The 16,702-nt window shown below is 61.7% G+C and carries 15 protein-coding genes; 3 read left to right on the top strand and 12 right to left on the bottom strand.

Annotation, left to right across the window (positions count from 1 at the left end):
* Position 1: 1 nt before the first annotated feature.
* The 3 genes from GEOBRER4_RS04670 to GEOBRER4_RS04660 all read right to left on the bottom strand — a co-directional run bounded on the left by GEOBRER4_RS04670 (position 2) and on the right by GEOBRER4_RS04660 (position 2,350).
* Complete coding sequence (locus GEOBRER4_RS04670; RefSeq protein ID WP_185244432.1) at positions 2–652, bottom strand: CBS domain-containing protein; 651 nt, start codon at positions 650–652, stop codon at positions 2–4.
* Positions 653–742: 90 nt separating this feature from the next.
* A complete protein-coding gene (locus GEOBRER4_RS04665) occupies positions 743–1,333 on the bottom strand; it encodes a DUF4124 domain-containing protein (protein ID WP_185244431.1) in 591 nt (196 codons plus the stop codon).
* 141 nt (positions 1,334–1,474) lie between these two features.
* The gene (locus GEOBRER4_RS04660) at positions 1,475–2,350 is read right to left on the bottom strand and encodes a methylenetetrahydrofolate reductase (protein ID WP_185244430.1); all 876 of its coding nucleotides are present in this window, start codon (positions 2,348–2,350) and stop codon (positions 1,475–1,477) included.
* 276 nt (positions 2,351–2,626) lie between these two features.
* Here GEOBRER4_RS04660 and GEOBRER4_RS04655 point away from each other — a divergent pair, with 276 nt between their 5' ends.
* Positions 2,627–4,261: an ABC-F family ATP-binding cassette domain-containing protein gene (locus GEOBRER4_RS04655; protein WP_185244429.1), complete on the top strand. Its 1,635-nt coding sequence runs from the start codon at positions 2,627–2,629 to the stop codon at positions 4,259–4,261.
* Between the two features lie 84 nt (positions 4,262–4,345).
* Here GEOBRER4_RS04655 and GEOBRER4_RS04650 read toward each other — a convergent pair whose 3' ends face one another.
* From GEOBRER4_RS04650 to GEOBRER4_RS04610, 9 genes are all read right to left on the bottom strand, one after another.
* A complete protein-coding gene (locus tag GEOBRER4_RS04650) occupies positions 4,346–5,809 on the bottom strand; it encodes a B12-binding domain-containing radical SAM protein (protein ID WP_185244428.1) in 1,464 nt (487 codons plus the stop codon).
* Positions 5,806–7,770 carry a tetratricopeptide repeat protein gene (locus GEOBRER4_RS04645; RefSeq protein ID WP_185244427.1) on the bottom strand — a complete coding sequence of 655 codons (1,965 nt, stop codon included), beginning with the start codon at positions 7,768–7,770 and terminating at the stop codon, positions 5,806–5,808. The genes GEOBRER4_RS04650 and GEOBRER4_RS04645 overlap by 4 nt, the downstream gene beginning before the upstream one ends.
* 15 nt (positions 7,771–7,785) lie before the next feature.
* On the bottom strand, positions 7,786–8,535 hold the full coding sequence (locus GEOBRER4_RS04640) for a class I SAM-dependent methyltransferase (RefSeq protein ID WP_185244426.1): 750 nt from the start codon (positions 8,533–8,535) through the stop codon (positions 7,786–7,788).
* Positions 8,532–9,656: a DegT/DnrJ/EryC1/StrS family aminotransferase gene (locus tag GEOBRER4_RS04635; RefSeq protein ID WP_185244425.1), complete on the bottom strand. Its 1,125-nt coding sequence runs from the start codon at positions 9,654–9,656 to the stop codon at positions 8,532–8,534. Before GEOBRER4_RS04635 ends, GEOBRER4_RS04640 begins: the two co-directional genes overlap by 4 nt.
* A 214-nt stretch (positions 9,657–9,870) precedes the next feature.
* Positions 9,871–11,262: an NDP-hexose 2,3-dehydratase family protein gene (locus tag GEOBRER4_RS04630; protein ID WP_185244424.1), complete on the bottom strand. Its 1,392-nt coding sequence runs from the start codon at positions 11,260–11,262 to the stop codon at positions 9,871–9,873.
* Positions 11,252–12,205, bottom strand: a complete 954-nt coding sequence (locus tag GEOBRER4_RS04625) for a glycosyltransferase family 2 protein (protein WP_185244423.1) — start codon at positions 12,203–12,205, stop codon at positions 11,252–11,254. Before GEOBRER4_RS04625 ends, GEOBRER4_RS04630 begins: the two co-directional genes overlap by 11 nt.
* Positions 12,206–12,944: 739 nt before the next feature.
* Entirely contained in the window at positions 12,945–13,553 is a 609-nt protein-coding gene (locus GEOBRER4_RS04620) for a MarC family protein (protein WP_085813616.1), read from the bottom strand.
* 158 nt (positions 13,554–13,711) lie between these two features.
* Positions 13,712–14,701, bottom strand: coding sequence for an NAD(P)H-quinone oxidoreductase (locus tag GEOBRER4_RS04615; RefSeq protein ID WP_185244422.1), 990 nt, complete (start codon positions 14,699–14,701; stop codon positions 13,712–13,714).
* Between the two features lie 101 nt (positions 14,702–14,802).
* Positions 14,803–15,141 (bottom strand): hypothetical protein, encoded by a 339-nt coding sequence (locus GEOBRER4_RS04610; protein WP_226377941.1) that lies wholly within the window; start codon positions 15,139–15,141, stop codon positions 14,803–14,805.
* A 176-nt stretch (positions 15,142–15,317) separates the two neighbouring features.
* Between GEOBRER4_RS04610 and GEOBRER4_RS04605 the strand changes: the two genes are divergently transcribed.
* The gene (locus tag GEOBRER4_RS04605; RefSeq protein WP_185244420.1) at positions 15,318–16,061 is read left to right on the top strand and encodes a YebC/PmpR family DNA-binding transcriptional regulator; all 744 of its coding nucleotides are present in this window, start codon (positions 15,318–15,320) and stop codon (positions 16,059–16,061) included.
* Positions 16,062–16,172: 111 nt separating this feature from the next.
* Complete coding sequence (ruvC, locus tag GEOBRER4_RS04600) at positions 16,173–16,667, top strand: crossover junction endodeoxyribonuclease RuvC (RefSeq protein ID WP_185244419.1); 495 nt, start codon at positions 16,173–16,175, stop codon at positions 16,665–16,667.
* The last annotated feature ends 35 nt before the right edge of the window (positions 16,668–16,702 follow it).

Here is a 16,702-nt window from a genome sequence, read left to right as displayed (position 1 = left end):
TTCAGGTCTCGCGCACGTCCTTGATCTCCCGCACGTGGGGGCGGATCGCCTCTACCAGCTTGTCCTTGTCCACCCCCTGCACCTTGAAGGTGTTCACCCAGGTGTCGCTGGTGCCGCCTTCCACTTCGCTGAAGCCAAGGCCAACGATGTCTCCTCCGGCCTGGTAGATGGTCTGGGCCACGTCGGCAAGGGTTCCCTTGGCGCCGGTGGTGGTGACCGTGAGGCGCACCCCCTTCCGCCGGCCGCCCAAAAGTTCCAAAAGCGCCTGGAACAGGTCGCTCTCGGTGATGATGCCGACCAGCGCGTCCCCCTTCATTACAGGGAGGCCGCCTATCCTGCGGTCGACCATGATGCGGGCCGCCTCTTCCAACGGCGTCTCCTCGGTGACCGTGATGACCTCGGTGGTCATGGTCTTGTCGACGGTCAATTTCGCCAGCAGGTCGTGGATCTCCCAGATCGCCAGAGAGGTAGCCGGCGAGGGGGAGGCTTGGAACAGGTCGCGGTCGGATACGATACCCACGAGCTTTCCGTTGCGCTCGACCACGGGGAGGCGCCGGATCTTCTTGTCGCCCATAAGGCGCAGCGCTTCGGTCACCGAAATATCCGGCGTAATGGTTATGGGGTTTGGAGTCATCCGGTCTCGAACAAGCATGGTGCACCCTCCTGTTGTTTTGTTGTCCTGCCGCATCCGGCCAAAGCCGGTTTCATTGCACGATCTATTACCCCGGACTCGACGCTCAGGTCAGCGCTGCGTGGGGATCCGTCCCTCATCGGGCTCGGGAAGCTCCCGGTTCGATGAGTTCTTCATGATGTTCACCGCGTTTTCCTTGATCCTGGCGGAACTGGTCACCACGTATTCGGCGTAAGCCTTGTACAGGAAGACGAAGACGCCCAGGAAAAACGAGAGGTAGATGACTTTAGAGAGCATGGGGCCAAGCTGGGAGGCCACCTTGATGACTACGACGAACAAAGCGACGCCACCCATGACGTACAGAAGCGGCTTGAGCCAGACAAAGCGTCCGCAAAGCCTTGAGAATGAACTTTCCGGTTTCTGCTCCGGCTCAGGGACCGCCTGCTGTTCCAGTGCGGGAGCCGCCTGCTGTTCCGCCCCGGCCGTGCTTTGCAGCTCGGCCGCGGGAGCCTTCTTTTTTTCCTCGCGCACCACCTTCATCGTGGAGCGGTACCTTGAGGGAACCGATTCCAGCTTGTTGGTTATGTTAACGGTGCCGCGGTTGTCGGTGTACTTGTAGTAATCGGCGCTCGAAAGAGCTGGCGTGAGCCAGGTCAGTCCGACGACGGCAAGGAGCATAAAATAAAGCAGAAAGCATTGCATCGAAAAATCCCCTTCCTCAAAAAACGAGATTTAGCCAACGACGTCGCCGTGAGTCGCCTTGTCTCCCCGTCCCTCCCCCGTCCTTCCCCCGTCCTTCCCCCTCCCCCTCCGGGGGCGGGAATTTAGAGATTCATCGTGGTACTACGAGGGGAGCAGGCCGTCCACAAGCTCCAGCACGGCCTGATCGCGGTTCAGGGTGTAGATGTGGACACCTGGAACTCCAGCGCCCAGAAGCTCTTGAGCCTGCCGCCTGGCATAGGCGATGCCGACTTTCTGGACCGCGGCCGCCCCGCCGCTGCGGTCGGCAGCTTCCAATTCGGCAAGGTAGGCGGGGGGGAGCGTCGCGCCGCACATGGAGATGATGCGCTGGATCACCTTGAGGCTGACCACGGGGATGATACCGGGGATGATAGGCTTGTCAATCCCAGCTGCACGTGCCTTCGCGACGAAATCGAAGTAGAGCCGGTTGTCGAAAAACAGCTGGGTGATGACGAAATCGCCACCTTGGTCCAGCTTGAGCTTGAGGTATCCCAGGTCGCATTCGGTGTCCGTCGCCTCGGGGTGCGTTTCCGGGTAACCCGCCACCCCGACCCCCATCTCGGGATGCGATTCCCTGATGAAAGCGGCGAGGTCGGAGGCATGCAAAAGAGTCCGGCAGGCGGAGAACTCCGGGGGCTCGTCGCTGGGGAGGTCGCCGCGCAGCGCCAGGACGTTCTTGACCCCGGCGAGCGCCAGGTCGTCTAAAAAGCGCTGCAGGTCTCCGCGATAGGCGCCGACGCAGGTTAAGTGCGCCATGGTGTCAAGGCCGTTGCCGCTTTGAAGCGTCTTTACTATCTCCAGCGTATCGCCCTTGGTGCTGCCGCCGGCCCCATAGGTGACCGAGGCGAAAAGCGGGTTTATCTGAGACAACCGGTCGACAGTCTTGAAAAAGGCGGGCCATTCGTTCTTGTCTTTGGGGGGAAAGAACTCAAGCGACACGAACTGCTGCGCCTGGTTCATCTTTTCCACTATTTTCACTTCAATCTCCGACGCTTCTATTGGGCTCCCAAAGGCCACACCTTGCCATATCGGTCGATGAAAATAAACTTTTTTGTCATGTCGACAGGGAGCGACAGCAACTTTAACTCTTTTTTATAAGAGGGGGCCTCGCTGAGACAGGGAGCGCAACGCCACAGACTGTGAAATGCAAAAATACGTTGCCTGGCTGACCATGGTAATGATATATATGCAAGGTTCATGACCACAGGGACGCTCCTTGTGGTTTTTTTCATTTTTCCAAAGGGAGCAGTTCACATGATCACCGCATCAAACGTCACCCTCTCGTACGGCAAGAGGGTCCTGTTCAAGGACGTAAACATAAAATTCACCCCGGGCAACTGCTACGGCCTCATCGGGGCCAACGGGGCGGGGAAGTCGACCTTCCTGAAGATCCTCTCCGGCGAGATTGAGGCGGACAAAGGGGATATCTCGGTCGGAAAGGGGCGCATCGCGGTCCTGAAGCAGGACCAGTTCGCCTACGACGAGCACACCGTGCTGAACACCGTCATCATGGGGCACAAGAAGCTGTTCGACATCATGGCGGAGCGCGAGGCGATCTATTCCAAGCCCGAGTTCAGCGAGGAGGACGGCATCCGCTCGGCGGAACTGGAGGCGGATTTCGCCGAGATGAACGGCTACGAGGCGGAGAGCGAGGCGGCTGTGCTTCTTAACGGGCTCGGCATCCCCGAGGAGATGCGCGGCAAGCAGATGAAGGAGCTGGAAGGGGGCGAGAAGGTCCGGGTGCTCCTGGCCCAGGCCCTTTTCGGCAACCCCGACGTGCTCCTCCTGGACGAGCCGACCAACCACCTGGATCTGAAGTCGATCTCGTGGCTGGAGGAGTTCCTGTTCCGCTTCCAGAACACCGTGATCGTCGTCTCCCACGACCGTCACTTCCTGAACCAGGTCTGCACCCACATAGCCGACATCGACTTCAGCCGCATCCAGGTCTACGTCGGCAACTACGACTTCTGGTACCAGGCGAGCCAGCTGCACCTGAAGCAGCGCCAGGACGACGCCAAGAAGACCCAGGACAAGGCGGCCGAACTGAAGGAGTTCATCCAGCGCTTCTCCTCCAACGCCTCCAAGGCGAAGCAGGCAACCTCCAGGAAAAAGCTCCTGGAGAAGCTGACCATCGAGGACATGCCGGTTTCCTCCAGGAAGTACCCCTGGGTGGTGTTCAAGCCGGAGCGCCCCTGCGGCGACATCATCCTCGAGGTTAAGGGGCTTTCCAAGACCGTGGACGGGGTCCAGATCTTCAAGGATCTCGACCTGATCGTCAGGAAAAACGACAAGATTGCTTTCGTGGGCGCCAACTCGCAGGCGAAGACCACACTGTTCCAAATCCTTGCCGGCGAGCTCGAGCCGGACGAGGGGAGCTTCCGCTGGGGCGTCACCATCACCAACGCCTACTTCCCCAAGGAGAACGGCGATTACTTCAAGAGCGACCTGAACCTGATCGAGTGGCTGGGGCAGTATTCCCCTCCCACCGAGGGGGAGAGTTTTGCCCGCGGGTTCCTGGGCCGGATGCTCTTCTCCGGCGACGAGGCGCTGAAAAAGACGAGCGTCCTCTCCGGCGGCGAGCGCGTGCGCTGCATGCTGTCCAGGATGATGCTGACCGGCGCCAACGTGCTGATCCTCGACGAGCCGACCAACCACCTCGACCTCGAGTCCATCACCGCGCTCAACAACGGGCTCATCTCCTACACCGAGGTGGTGCTCTTCGCCTCCCACGACCACGAGTTCGTCTCCACCGTGGCCAACAGGATCGTCGAAATCCACCCCAACGGCATCATCGACCGCGACATGAACTTCGACGACTACCTGGAAGACGCGGACGTCATAGCGGAGCGCGAAAAGCTTACCAACGGCCACGCGGAGCTTAGCTTGTAGTACCGCAGGGAGCACCCGCCAGGCACAAACGGAAGGGCCTTCCCCATAGGGGGAAGGCCCTTTTTCTTTGCAATCCCTCTCCTCCTACATCTTCCCCGTCGCGTACCACTTCAGGTAGGAGAACCCTGCCCGGGTCCAGTACCCGAGCTCCTCGCGGGAACGGATCGCGGCCAGCTGCCCCAGGACGTAGCGCGGACGGAGGTAAAAGGAGCGGGTGAACGACCTCTGGTACTCCAAAAGCTCTTCCGCGCTGAAGTTCGCGGTGCGCCAGCGCGGCTTCTTGCCGAAAATGACGTAATCCTCCCAGGGGATCCCCGGCTCGATCAACCCGGCGGCAAGCATCTTCTCCCTAAGCGGCGTCCCCGGATAGGGGACAACCACGGAAACCGAGACAAAAGTCCAGGGAAGCCCCTGGATCAGCCTCCGCGTCTGCTCCAGATCCTCCCTTGTCTCCGAAGGATCGCACCCGACGATGAAGTTCCCCTCGACATGCCTGATCCCCGCCTCCCTGGCCCAGCAGACCGCGCGCTCAACCTGTTCGACCGTGATCCCCTTCCCCATGGCCCCCAAGAGGCGCGGGCTGCCGCTCTCGACGCCGAAGGCCACCTTCTCGCAGCCGCAGCGCCGCATCAGCCGCAAAAGTTCCGGCGTCACCGTGTTCACCCTGGTGTCGCAATTCCAGGAACGGATGCCGCTGTTCAAGAGGATTTCGCAGATGCTTGCAGCGCGCTCGGCGTCAAGCGTGAAGGTGTCGTCGGCGATGACCACGTGGTTCACCTGCTGCTCGCGCACCATCCGCGCCAGTTCGTCGGCGATGCAGGCGGGGTCGCGGAAACGGACGCTCCTGCCGAAGGTGGCCTGGATGGCGCAGAAGGAGCAGGCGACCGGGCAGCCGCGCGAGGTGAAGAGCTCGCCGGAGCGAAGCGCGTTGGAGAATCCGCGGCTGGAATGGCCGGCGCGGGGGGAATAGTCGAGAAGGTCGCGGGCGGGAAAAGGTAGCGAGTCGAGGTCGGCGACCAGCTCGCGGGGCGGGTTCACCATGACACCTCCCCCGGACCGATAGGCGATCCCCCGGATGTCCCGGTCCGCTCCGCCGTCTTGCAGCCTCAGGCAAAGCTCCGCAAGCGTCAGCTCCCCCTCTCCCCGAACCAGGTAATCGAAGAAAGGAAACTCCTCCAGAGTTTCCCTGGGGAGGGCGCTGGCATGGCTCCCCCCGATGACGGTCACCGTATCGCCGCTCAGCCGCTTCACCGCCTGGGCCAGAAGGGCCGCGCTCCCTATGGTGGGGGTGGTGGCGGAAAGGCCGACTACCCCCGGAGAAAGCCGCTGCAAAAGCGTAGCAAGGTGCTCTTCGCTGTAGGGTAGCGCCTCGTAGTCGGCAATGGCGACGCGAAATCCCGCCCGGCGCAGGCTGGAGGCCAGGTAGGCGAGGTTCATCGGGCGGGTATGGGAGAGGAGCGCCGAGCCCTGGAAAGGATCGGGCGGGCGCACCAGCAGCACGCTTCCCGGGTCGGGAACCGGGGCCGCTCCTATGGGGGTGCAGTTCATCGCCCCTCCACCATGAACCTCAGTTGCGATATCTTCGGGCCGAGGTCGGGGCGGGGGGCGAGCTGGTTCGCGATCTCGTACTCTTGGAGCGCCTCGGCGTGCATCCCTTGGCGCAGGGAAAGCAGCGCCAGGAACAGATGCGGGTAGGGCTCTTGAGGGCTGAGAGATAGGGCTTGCTGATAGTGAAGACGTGCAGCCGCAAGATCTCCCCGGGCCTCGCTCAACTGCCCCAGGAACGCACGGTTCCTGGCGTCCTTTGGCTCTAGCGCAACGGCTGTCGCCAATGCGGCAGCCGCTTCCTCGAAGTTCCTTTGCACCATCAGCGCCGCACCGAGGAAGCCGTATCCGGGGGCCGACTTGGGGTCGAGCTTGGTCGAGGCCCGGAACTCCCGGACCGCTTCCGCCAGTACCTGGTTTTGGGCGGAGTCCATCGGCTGGAGCATCACGTTGATGTCGTCTGTGTGCCAGGCGGGTAGGGTATTGGCCAGCGCCAAGCCAAGGGAGAAGTGCGCCCTCGCCTTGCCCGGGCTCTTCTGCACCGTGTCCCGCCAAAGAGCCACCTGGGTCGTCCAGACCTCGTTTCGCTGATAGCAGGCTGCGGAACTGGCCAGGACCAGCAAAGCGAGAGCGGCGACCGCGGGGCGCGAGGTGCAGCGAGGGGTCCCGATGAACCGCTCGGGAAGCGAGAAGGCCGCGGCAAGCAAAGCGATGAAAAAACCGACCGAGGGGAGGTAGGCCCGGTGCTCGAAGATGACGTCGTCGATCGGCACCACGCTCGACTCCACGCTGAGCGTGATGAAAAACCACCAGACGCCGAAGCCGGCGAGGGCGCGCAGAGCTGCCCTCTCATCTCCCCTGCGCGACGTGGCCAAAAGCCAGGTCCCTGCTGCTGCCAGCGACAGCAGCAAAATAAGCGGCAAGACCACAGCCGGGGCAAGAAATACCGTTTGTAGCGGGTACTGGTAGTCGAAGTTCTGGTTGACCGGCAGGATGAGGAGCCTCAGGTAGGTCAGGATCACCCCGAACTGCGTCATCAGGTATTCCCAGGGGGAGGTGTGGTTGAAGTTGACCAGGTTAACCGCCCCGGAGACGGTGCCCTCCTGCCCCCCGACAGCCGGCGAGGAAAGGGAGGCCAGTTTGAGCGGAATGATGGCCATGGTGAGCAGGAACGGGACCAGCCGCGCGAGACGCTGCAACGTTACGGCACCCCGGAAGAAGACGAACTCGTAGAGGACGATCACGGCCGGAAGGGTGAAGGCGTTCTCCTTGCTCTTCATGGCGAGGACGCAGGCTAAAAGCGAGCCCAGGTAGCAGACAAGCCGCGCCCCCTTTGCCTCCGTGAGCCTCGCCGCGGCGTACAGCGCAACGGAGCCCAGGTAGAAAAAGGCGACCAGGGGGACGAAGCGCTGCACCACGTAGGTGACCGACTGCGTCTGCAGCGGGTGACAGACGAACAAAAGGCTCGCCAGAAAAGGGAGGTAAAAGTACTTCTCCCCAGGCGGGACGGTCTCCCCCCGCTCAGGCTGCAGCGCCGGGGTCTTCAGGGTAAGCCACAACACGAGGTACACCAGCAGGGCGTCGGCCAGGTGCAGCAGGAGGTTGACGATGTGGTACCCCCGCACGTCCAGCCCGTGCAGGGCGTGGTTCAGTGCGAAGGTGAAGTAGGCTACCGGTCGGAGCACGAAGTTGTTCTTCAGGTCCGGGTTGATCGGGAGAGCGAAGACCTGTTTCGGATCGGCGAAGAAGGAGAAGTCCTTGATGGCCGGATTGTTGACCAGGCAAGGAAGGTCGTCGAAAACGAACGGGGCGCTGATGATGTTCGAGTAGACGGCGAATCCTACAGCCAGTACCAGCAGGATATGAACCAGGGGGTCGCGCCAGAGGTTCAACTCCTCCGCCTCGGGGGGGGCCTGCTGCGCGGCTTGCTGCTCTGGCTTTAATAACTTGCGTCTTTTTTTCATGTTATCTCCAATCCGTCAGCCTTTTCTGGCCACGGCGAACAGGGAGGAACCGATCGGCAGCCGCAGGCGCCGCAGCAGGTGATTCTCCATCCGGATGAGTTTCAAGAGCGCCCGGTTCACCAGCGGCGAGGGGAGCGCCACGTCCGAGGCTCCAGCTTTGCCAGTATGGGCGGCACGTAACCTTTCACGCAGTAGTCGATAGCCTGCCACGAGCGGAAAGGGGAGGGTCACCCGAAAGCTCAACCGGCTGATGCTGAACCCGGCCGCGGCAAGCCTGTCACGCAGGGTGCGCTCGTCATAGCGCTCGCGGGTGTGAACCGCGAGGTCATGGGAACTCCTGAGCCATTCCAGGGCGACCAGATTCAGGATCAGCATCCCCCCCGGGCGCAGTGCCCCGAGGAAAGATTTCAGCACCTCCACGTCGTCCCGGACCCCCAGGTGGTAGAGGACGTCGATGGAGGTGATCAGGTCGTAGCGCTCCGGTTCCAGCTCGACCCGGTTCAGGTCGCCGACCATGGCGGCAACGCCGCGGCGGCGGCAGTAACGGATCGCCTCCCGCGAGGCGTCGATTCCCTCCACCTCACCGAAAGGGGCAAGCAGCTGGCAGAGCCTCCCGGTGCCGCAGCCCGCATCCAGGATGCGCAGGGGTCGCTTAAGGCGCGCCGCCTCCCGCTCCACCTGGGAGAGGATCAACTCGTGCAGCCCCACGTACCACCAGTGGGAGTCCTCCGCCTGATACATCCGGCCGTACTCCTCCGGGTTCATCGCCCCCCCCCGAAGAAAGCGCGCACCGCCTCGATCACCCTTTCCGCGTGGCGCCTGGGGAGCTCCGGGTACATGGGGAGCGAGAGGATGCTTGCAGCCAGGCGCTCGGTCACCGGCAGGTCACCTTCCCGGTACCCGAGAAAGGCATAGCCGCGCATCAGGTGCAGCGGGTGAGGGTAGTTGATACGGGTCTCTATCCCCTCGCCGCGCAGATATTCCTGCAGTTCGTCGCGCCGCCCAGTCCTGACGGTGTAGAGATAGAACTGGTGCCGGCATCCCTCGCGGACGGCGGGGAGCGCCAGGTCCCCGACGCCGGAGAGCCCCTGGTCGTAGAGCTGTGCGAGCTCGCGGCGCTTTTCGACCGCCTCCTCCACCCGGGGAAGCGCGAGGCTCAACAGGGCCGCCTGCACCTCGTCCAGGCGGGAGTTGAACCCCTCCTCTTCGGCGTAGTAGCCTCCCTCCATGCCGTAGAAGCGCAGTCTTCTTAACCGTGCCGCAAGCTCCGGGTCATCCGTGGTCAGCGCGCCGGCGTCGCCGAAAGCCCCCAGCACCTTGGTGGGATAGAAGGAGAAGGCGCCGATGTCGCCGACACTTCCCGCGCGCCTCCCCCGGTAGCTCGCGCCGCAGGCCTGGGCGCAGTCCTCGACAAGGTAAAGCCCACGCCGCCCGGCAATCTCGGCAAGGGGCACCATATCCGCCATCTGACCGCACAGGTGCACCGGAAGGATGCATCGGGTGCGCCCGGTAACGGCCCCCTCGACCAGTGAGACGTCGATCAGGAAGGTATCCTCTTCGACGTCGACAAAGACAGGGGTGGCACCGGCGGCGCGGATCGCCGCCACGGTGGGGACGGCGGTATTGGAGACCGTGATCACCTCGTCGCCCGCTCCTACCCCCAGCGCCTTCAGGGCCAGCATCAGGGCATCGGTCCCCGAGTTCACTCCCACCGCGAAGCTGGTGCCGCAGAAGACGGCAAGCGCCTCCTCGAATGCCGCCACCTCCCGCCCCATGACGAGCCTTCCCGAGGAAAAGACCCGGTCCACCACGCGCAGGTACTCGTCGCGCCGCGGCTCATAGGCGGCAAGGTAGTCCCAGTAACGGACCGGTTCAGCGCTCGACATGAGTTCCTCCTTTACGGATGCGGAGAGAGTTTCGGCTGGTTCATCCAAAGTCAAAATCCCCCCTGTCCCCCCTTCGCAAAGGGGGGAACGTTAGTTCACAGGCAGCACTTCGTGGGCCAATATCCCCGAACTCCCCGGAGTTCCGGATGAACCTTCGCAAAGGGGGGAACGCTACTGCCACGCCTGCTTCGATGCTTCCCTTCCCCTCAGCCTGCTAGAGCAAACAGGAGAGGATACTGCGGGCGCAGGAATTCACCTGTTCCCCCAACTGCACCATGAAAGCTACTTCCCGCAGGGAAAGCCAGCGGTAGTCGGGGGGAAGCTCCAGGACCGTTTCCTCGGGGAGCACAAGGACCCGGTGCAGGTTGTACTCGCGGTAAAAGCGTGCCCCCTCCTCGGTCTGCCGGCTCTCGTGGAGCACGGGAAAGCGCCCCGGGGCCGAGAATTCATCGAACAGAAACGGCTTTTTCAGCTTGGCGCTCTCCTCGTAGTTCTCCCTGGCGAACTGCGCCGTCGGCCCCAGCTGGACGGTGATGCGATTTCCCACCTCAGCTTTCGCCTGCATCAGGAGCTCCATCCCGGCGCTCCCCCTGCGGACCAAAAGGCCGATGATCCCGGGAGCCCGGTTCTCGATGATCGGCTGCCCCCACGACCCCACCTCCCTGGTCTCTGAGGAAACCCGCAACCCAACGATGCGGAAAAAACCGTGCGACAGGTGTGAGAAGTAGCCTTTTTCGTCCAGCGCCCATTCCTGCAAATCGTTGAGTCCGATGCGCCTGGTGAGGATGTGGGTATCCGCCCTGCGGTCGTCGAGCCACTGGAGCGTCCCCCGTACTCCCTCCAAGACCTGCGGGTCGTCGCCGGGAGCCCCGACCGGGAGCAGGGCGGAGAGGATGCTGCGCGTGCAGGCGTTCACCAGTTTGTCCCTGCGGATCAGCGCTGCTATCTGGCGCAGGGTAAGCCAGATGAACCCCCTGGGGAGCTCCACCGGCAATTCGTCCCCGGCGACCACCACCATGTTGCGGTTGGACTTGAAAAGAAACCGGCCGCCGTCCTCGGTCTGCAGGCGGGAAAACAGCAGCCGCGACGGGTGCGGTTCCATGAAATGCTCTAGAAAGAGCGGCAACCCTCCGCCATGGGCGCAGGTGTAGTTGCTGTAGGTCGCCTGCACCGTCGGGGAGAGCTGGATCCCGCCAAGGTTCCCCGGCTCCTCCTTGGCCTGCAAGCAGAAGTGGAGGGTGCCGCCAATGGGCCTGGCCAGGATGCCCAGGATACCGATCTCGGGCTGCTCGATGATGGGCTGGTCCCATTCCAGCTCGTGCCGCCCCACCCTGTGCCTTGCCCGCACACCTATGACGCTGAAGAAGCGGCCGGTGTGGTGGCGGATGTTGCCGGTGGCCGGGTCGCGGTGCCATCCCTGCACCGCGTCGAGCGGGACCTGCATGTTGTTCAGGGAACAGGCCTCGCGCGCCTGCTCGATCCAGTCGTCGACACAGGCGTCGTCATGCAGGGCCTGGCAGCCGTCGATGGAGCGGGCGACGCAGATTGCGTGCTCCGGGGGTATGGCCAGGCAGGCTGGAAGCGGAAAACTCAATTCAGGCGTCATGACGCTCCTCCCCTACTTTTGCCAGCAACTTCTCCCTCACGATGAACTGCGGCTCCTGGTTCAGTTTCAGATAGATCCGCCCCACGTACTCCCCTACTACGCCGGTCGCCAGCAACTGCACCCCGCGGAAAAACATGGTGATGGAGCTCATCTCCTCGAGGTCGCTCGGGTCGTTAAGCATGGGAAGCCACCCCCGGACCAGCATGTCGCAGACGGAATAGAGGCCGAGGCAGGTCAAAAGCGCACCGGCTGCCGCCACCAAGCGCAGCGGAATGAGGGAGTAGCTGACGAAGACGTTGCCCCAGAGATCGACGAGCTTCTTCATGGTATAGCCGCTTCGTCCCTCGCGCCGCAGATCGTGGCGGACCTCTACCGTCCCGATGTTGCGGGTGGTGCGCAGGATGAGGGCGTCGAGGTAGACGTTGGGGCTTCTGTGCACGACGAGATGGTCAACCAGGAAGCGGTTCATCGCCTTGAAACTGGAGAGGTAGAGGTTGGCGGGCTTGTCCAGCGTCACCCGCGCCAAGGTCCCGTTCAGGTAGCTGCCGAGATTGCGGTACCAGCTGTCGCTCTTCTTAGAGTACTGGCAGTACACGACGTCGTATCCCTTCTCAATCTCGGCCAGAAGCTTGGGCACCTCTTCTGGAGGATTCTGGAAGTCGTCGTCCATGACGACCACGTATTCGCCGCAGCTGTGGTTTAGTCCCGCCATCACCGCGTTGTGTTCCCCGAAGTTGCGCGACAGGGAGATGTAGGTGACGGTAAGTGGGAACTCCTCGCAGAGGCCGCGGCAGACGCTGGCTGTGTCGTCGCGGCTGGAGTCGTTGACCAGCACGATGTCGAGCCGGTAATTTTTCGACAGTTCGCAGACCAGGGCACGGCAGAGCGCCGCGATGGTTTTCTCTGCGTTGTAGACAGGAATAACGATCGAAATTAGGGTCATGGATTTCCAACGGCGCGTTTCCCCGCGCTTTGGGGGGACTATGCAAAACGGCAAATGGCGCAGGTCTGCCGGGGCGAACCGTAGGCGGAGCATCCTGGCTGAGGCTTAATGCCGGGGGGCGCCGAACTGGCTGCGGGCGTGACTGCGGGGGTGACTGTGGTGCATCCTGCTTTTTGGGAGGCTGGATCAACTTTGCGGCGTACAGGCGGCGTTGCTGCAGCCAGTTGATGACGCTACCTTGGCGGGTTGCAAGGGGTCAGAGGATCAGCAAAATGGGGGTGATCGACCGTGAAACGGATAGCGTACAGGGTCTGCGAGATGGGGAGCGAGATACTGCGTGGAGGCTACGGTCGTGTTCCAGACCGTTTTGCAGCATCCTAAGGAGGGGAGTTCAGCGTCCAAGGAATGGACAGGAGCGGTACCGCTGTGGTCGGCTGTACTTGGTGCTTTGGTGCCGCACAGGTTCAGGACGGCCCGGGGCTTCGGCTTGGGGCCGGGGTTGGGGTCAAGAAGAGTGATTCTCATCCCGGCGAAGACCAGGAAGAGCATCACTGCGGCTGCCGCCGCAGTTTTTATGATTCTGCTGTTGACCATGAGCGTTGGGGCGACTCCTAGGGCATCTTTCCTTACGAGGTCTCAAGGAGACCTAAGGGATCGCAACATAGCGTAAAAATGCTGGAAAAGTCAACATTAATTTGCTCAAGTACATGGTAGCGGCGGTCGCGGAGGAGAAGGCTGCTTACTTGACCAGTAGGAAGTTCCTGACTCCGGTGAAGACGATCTGGGCGGCAAGTGCCGCGACGAAGAGGCCGGTGAGTTTGCTGAGGATGGTGATCCCTTTTTTACCCACGATGTGTTCGATGAAGGAGGCGCAGACGAGGAGGATGCCGATGCAAAGGACCGCCGCGGCGAGCGCTGCGAGGCCGACGAACACCTGCCAGTTGTGCTGCACCTCGGCCCCCATGACCAGGAGCGCGCCGGTGGTGCCGGGGCCGACCGTCACCGGTATGGCGAGAGGCACCACAGAGATGGCGCCGCGCTTCTCGCTGGGGGGCGCGCTGTCGTCGCCGTGCACCATGTGCACCGCCGACAGGAACAAGAGGCTCCCCGCGCCGATCCTGAAGGAGTCGAGGGTGATGCCGAAGAGCGAGAAGAGGGTGTTGCCAAAGGAGTAGAGGACGAAGCAGGCAACGAGCACGGCGAGGGTGACCCGGAACGCCGTCGCGCGCCGCTCCGAAGCCGAGAGCTCCGGCGTCATGGCGAGGAAGGTGGAGAGGACGAAGAAAGGAGTCAGCAGGAAGAAAAACCTGATCCACACGGTGAAGAAAAACTCTGAATATGCTTCCATCCTGAGACTACTCTCCTTAAAGGCAGAAGCATTACCACAGAGGTCACGAAGGAGCACGGAGGTCTCAGAGGAAAAAGCGAAGAGAAGGTTTACCCTTCCCTTCGCCTTTCTCTGTGCCCTTCGTGAACCTCAGCGTACTCTGTGTTCCGCTTCGGGTTTTATTGCGCTATTTTCAAAACTATCTTTCCGAAATGCTTGTCTTCTTCCATCATACGGTGCGCTGCCACCACCTCTTCGATGGGGAACACCTTCTCGATGATGGGGACGATGGTGCGGTCGGCGAACTTCGGCATGGCGCGGCGCACGAACTCGGCCGCGATCTCACCCTTCTCGGAGACCGGACGGGAACGGAGCACGCTGCCGATGATCTGCTGGCGCTTCACCATCATGAGGGCCAGGTTCAGCTCCGCCTTGATGCCCGAGATGACCCCGATGATGACGAGCCTCCCCTTGTACCCCAGGGAGTTCATGTTGGGGGCCAGGTACTTGGCGCCCACGTGGTCCAGGATGACGTCGACGCCCTTCTTGTTGGTGAACTCCTTGACCGCCTCGGAGAAGTCCGGGGTCTCCTTGAAGTTGACGACGAGGTCCGCCCCCAGCTGCTTCACGCGCTCAAGCTTCTCGGGGGAAGCGGTGACGATCAGCTTGGACTTCGGCGCCAGGGCCTTGCAGAGCTGAATCGCCGCGGTGTTCACCCCACCGCCGCCTCCGTGCAGGATCGCGGTCTCGCCGTCCTGCAGCCCGCCGATCATGAACACGTTCAGGAAAGCGGTGATGTAGGACTCGCAGATGCAGGCGGCCTCCTCGAAGCTCACCGACTCGGGGATCGGCATCAGGTGGCAGGCGTAGGCAACTGCATACTCGGCGTAACCGCCGCCGCCCACAAGGGACACCACCCGGTCACCTTTCTTCCACCCGGTGACGCCCGCACCAAGCTCCTCGATAACGCCCGCGACTTCAAGTCCGAGAATTTCGGAGTCGCCCGGCGGGGGGGGATATTTCCCTTCGCGCTGCACCAGGTCAGGGCGGTTGATGGAGGTTGCATAGACCTTGACCAGCACCTCGCCTTCCTTGGGGACCGGCCTGTCCACCTCACCCAGCTTCAGAACCTCGACACCGCCAAAACCCTCCATCAGCACAGCCTTCATGGTTTCCCTCCGAAAAATTAAATTGATAGCGTATACAGGCGCACACTATCTCAAAAACAGGCGCCAATGATCAACGGAATTTTGTCGATGGAGGGAAAAAATCAGCGGAATTTTACCGCGACGCCCTTGGCCGTCATCTCGCTGACCGGGTAGAAGATGTAGGTGTTCCTCTCGACGCTTACCTCGGGAAGGATGACGGCGTCGGCCCCTATCTTCTGGGCCTCAGCGCGCAGGGCGTCGTAAGCCCAGCTGTAGTCGGCGGGGGTCAGGTCGGCCTGGGAGCCGTAGCGCGAGCGGCGTACCTGGATGTTGCCTACCTTGTAGTACGGGCGAAGCAGTTCGTCCTGAGTGAGCACCGGCGGTGCGTTGACGACGTTGAGTCTGGTAGAGGTGCACCCTCCGAAAAATACGGCGCACAGAAGCAGCAACACCGGCATCACTTTTTGCAAACAACCTCCCATACTCATCACCTCTCTCGACAGTCAGGGGGCACGCTCCCCCTAAGATCTCAAATCCGGTGACAGTTTAACTGTCATTTTCCCACTTTACAACCGTCTTTTGCCCGTGATAGTATTTCGCGTTTCAATCACCAAACTGATCGGAAAGGAAGCAACTCATGTCAGGCCACAATAAATGGAGCACCATCAAACACAAGAAAGGCGCCGCCGATGCCAAGCGGGGCAAGATATTCACCAAGATAATCAAGGAAATCACCGTTGCCGCTAAACTCGGCGGTGGGGACCCGGACGGCAACCCGCGCCTGAGAACCGCCATAGATAAGGCCAAAGGCGAGAACATGCCCAAGGACAACGTCGAGCGCGCCATCAAGAAGGGCGTAGGCGGACTGGAAGGAACCACTTACGAAGAGACCACCTACGAGGGTTACGGCCCCGGCGGCACCGCGGTCCTGGTCGAAGTCATGACCGACAACCGCAACCGCACCGTCTCCGAGGTGAGGAGCATATTCACCAAGTGCAACGGCAACATGGGCGAGTCCGGCTGCGTTTCCTGGCTTTTCGACAAGAAGGGGCTTTTGGTCTTCCCGAAGAGCATCGACTTCGACAAGCTGTTCGAAGCCTCCATCGAGGCGGGCGCGGACGACGTGACCGACGAAGAAGAGCAGTATGAAGTCCTGACCGACCCGACCGCGTTCCACCAGGTTAAGACCGCCCTTGAGGCCGCAGGCTTCAAGGCCGAGTCCGCCGAGATCACCATGATCCCGCAGACCATGGTGAAGCTCGACGGCAAGAACGCCGAGAACATGCTGAAACTGATGGACCGTATGGAAGACAACGACGACGTCCAGAACGTCTACGCCAACTTCGACATCTCCGAGGAGGAGATGGAAAAGATGATGTAGCAAAGGCAGGGTCTTTTGTGTTACTAAGAGCGCGGGGTTTTCCCCGCGCTTTTTTTTGAGTCAAAACCATTAGCCACAGAGAAAAGAAAATCTGAGAGAAGCATAAAAGAAATGATCATTCTCGGCATAGACCCAGGCTCCCGCAAGACCGGCTACGGCATCATCTCCCAACAGGGGAACCGCCTGATCCACGTCGACAACGGCGCCATCTTCACCCAAAGCGCGAAAGATTTCCCCGAGAGGCTGGAGAGGATCTTCACCGGGCTTTCCGAGATCATCGCGCAGTACCGCCCCGAGGTGGTCGCGGTGGAGGACGTGTTCCTGGCGAAAAACGCCCAGAGCGCCCTGAAGCTCGGGCAGGCGCGGGGTGCGGCAATCGTCGCCGCGGTGAACGTCGGCCTCCCGGTCCACGAGTACACGGCGATGCAGGTCAAGCAGGCGGTGGTCGGCACCGGGCGCGCCGAGAAAACGCAGGTGCAGCAGATGATCAAGGCGCTGCTGAACCTGCCGGAGGTGGCGCAGGAAGACGCCTCCGATGCCCTGGCAGTCGCCATCTGCCACGCCCACTCCGCAGGCGTCAGCGCCCTTTTGAAACAGATCAGGTAGTCCCTCATCTTCAACCATCGTCAATTGTTCAGCTT

This window comes from Citrifermentans bremense, from assembly GCF_014218275.1.
In the GTDB taxonomy this organism is placed as follows: Bacteria; Desulfobacterota; Desulfuromonadia; order Geobacterales; family Geobacteraceae; genus Geomonas; species Geomonas pelophila.
Note: the sequence above shows the minus strand (reverse complement) of the source record. Positions and strands in the feature narration are given on the sequence as shown.

Excerpts from the sequence above, each read along its gene's own strand:
- GEOBRER4_RS04625 (WP_185244423.1), bottom strand. The coding sequence starts at position 12,205 with ATGACCCTAATTTCGATCGTTATTCCTGTCTACAACGCAGAGAAAACC.
- GEOBRER4_RS04620 (WP_085813616.1), bottom strand. The coding sequence starts at position 13,553 with ATGGAAGCATATTCAGAGTTTTTCTTCACCGTGTGGATCAGGTTTTTC.
- GEOBRER4_RS04605 (WP_185244420.1), top strand. The coding sequence starts at position 15,318 with ATGTCAGGCCACAATAAATGGAGCACCATCAAACACAAGAAAGGCGCC.
- GEOBRER4_RS04635 (WP_185244425.1), bottom strand. The coding sequence starts at position 9,656 with ATGTCGAGCGCTGAACCGGTCCGTTACTGGGACTACCTTGCCGCCTAT.
- GEOBRER4_RS04665 (WP_185244431.1), bottom strand. The coding sequence starts at position 1,333 with ATGCAATGCTTTCTGCTTTATTTTATGCTCCTTGCCGTCGTCGGACTG.
- GEOBRER4_RS04640 (WP_185244426.1), bottom strand. The coding sequence starts at position 8,535 with ATGAACCCGGAGGAGTACGGCCGGATGTATCAGGCGGAGGACTCCCAC.
- GEOBRER4_RS04670 (WP_185244432.1), bottom strand. The coding sequence starts at position 652 with ATGCTTGTTCGAGACCGGATGACTCCAAACCCCATAACCATTACGCCG.
- GEOBRER4_RS04630 (WP_185244424.1), bottom strand. The coding sequence starts at position 11,262 with ATGACGCCTGAATTGAGTTTTCCGCTTCCAGCCTGCCTGGCCATACCC.
- GEOBRER4_RS04615 (WP_185244422.1), bottom strand. The coding sequence starts at position 14,701 with ATGAAGGCTGTGCTGATGGAGGGTTTTGGCGGTGTCGAGGTTCTGAAG.
- GEOBRER4_RS04645 (WP_185244427.1), bottom strand. The coding sequence starts at position 7,770 with ATGAAAAAAAGACGCAAGTTATTAAAGCCAGAGCAGCAAGCCGCGCAG.
- ruvC (WP_185244419.1), top strand. The coding sequence starts at position 16,173 with ATGATCATTCTCGGCATAGACCCAGGCTCCCGCAAGACCGGCTACGGC.
- GEOBRER4_RS04655 (WP_185244429.1), top strand. The coding sequence starts at position 2,627 with ATGATCACCGCATCAAACGTCACCCTCTCGTACGGCAAGAGGGTCCTG.
- GEOBRER4_RS04650 (WP_185244428.1), bottom strand. The coding sequence starts at position 5,809 with ATGAACTGCACCCCCATAGGAGCGGCCCCGGTTCCCGACCCGGGAAGC.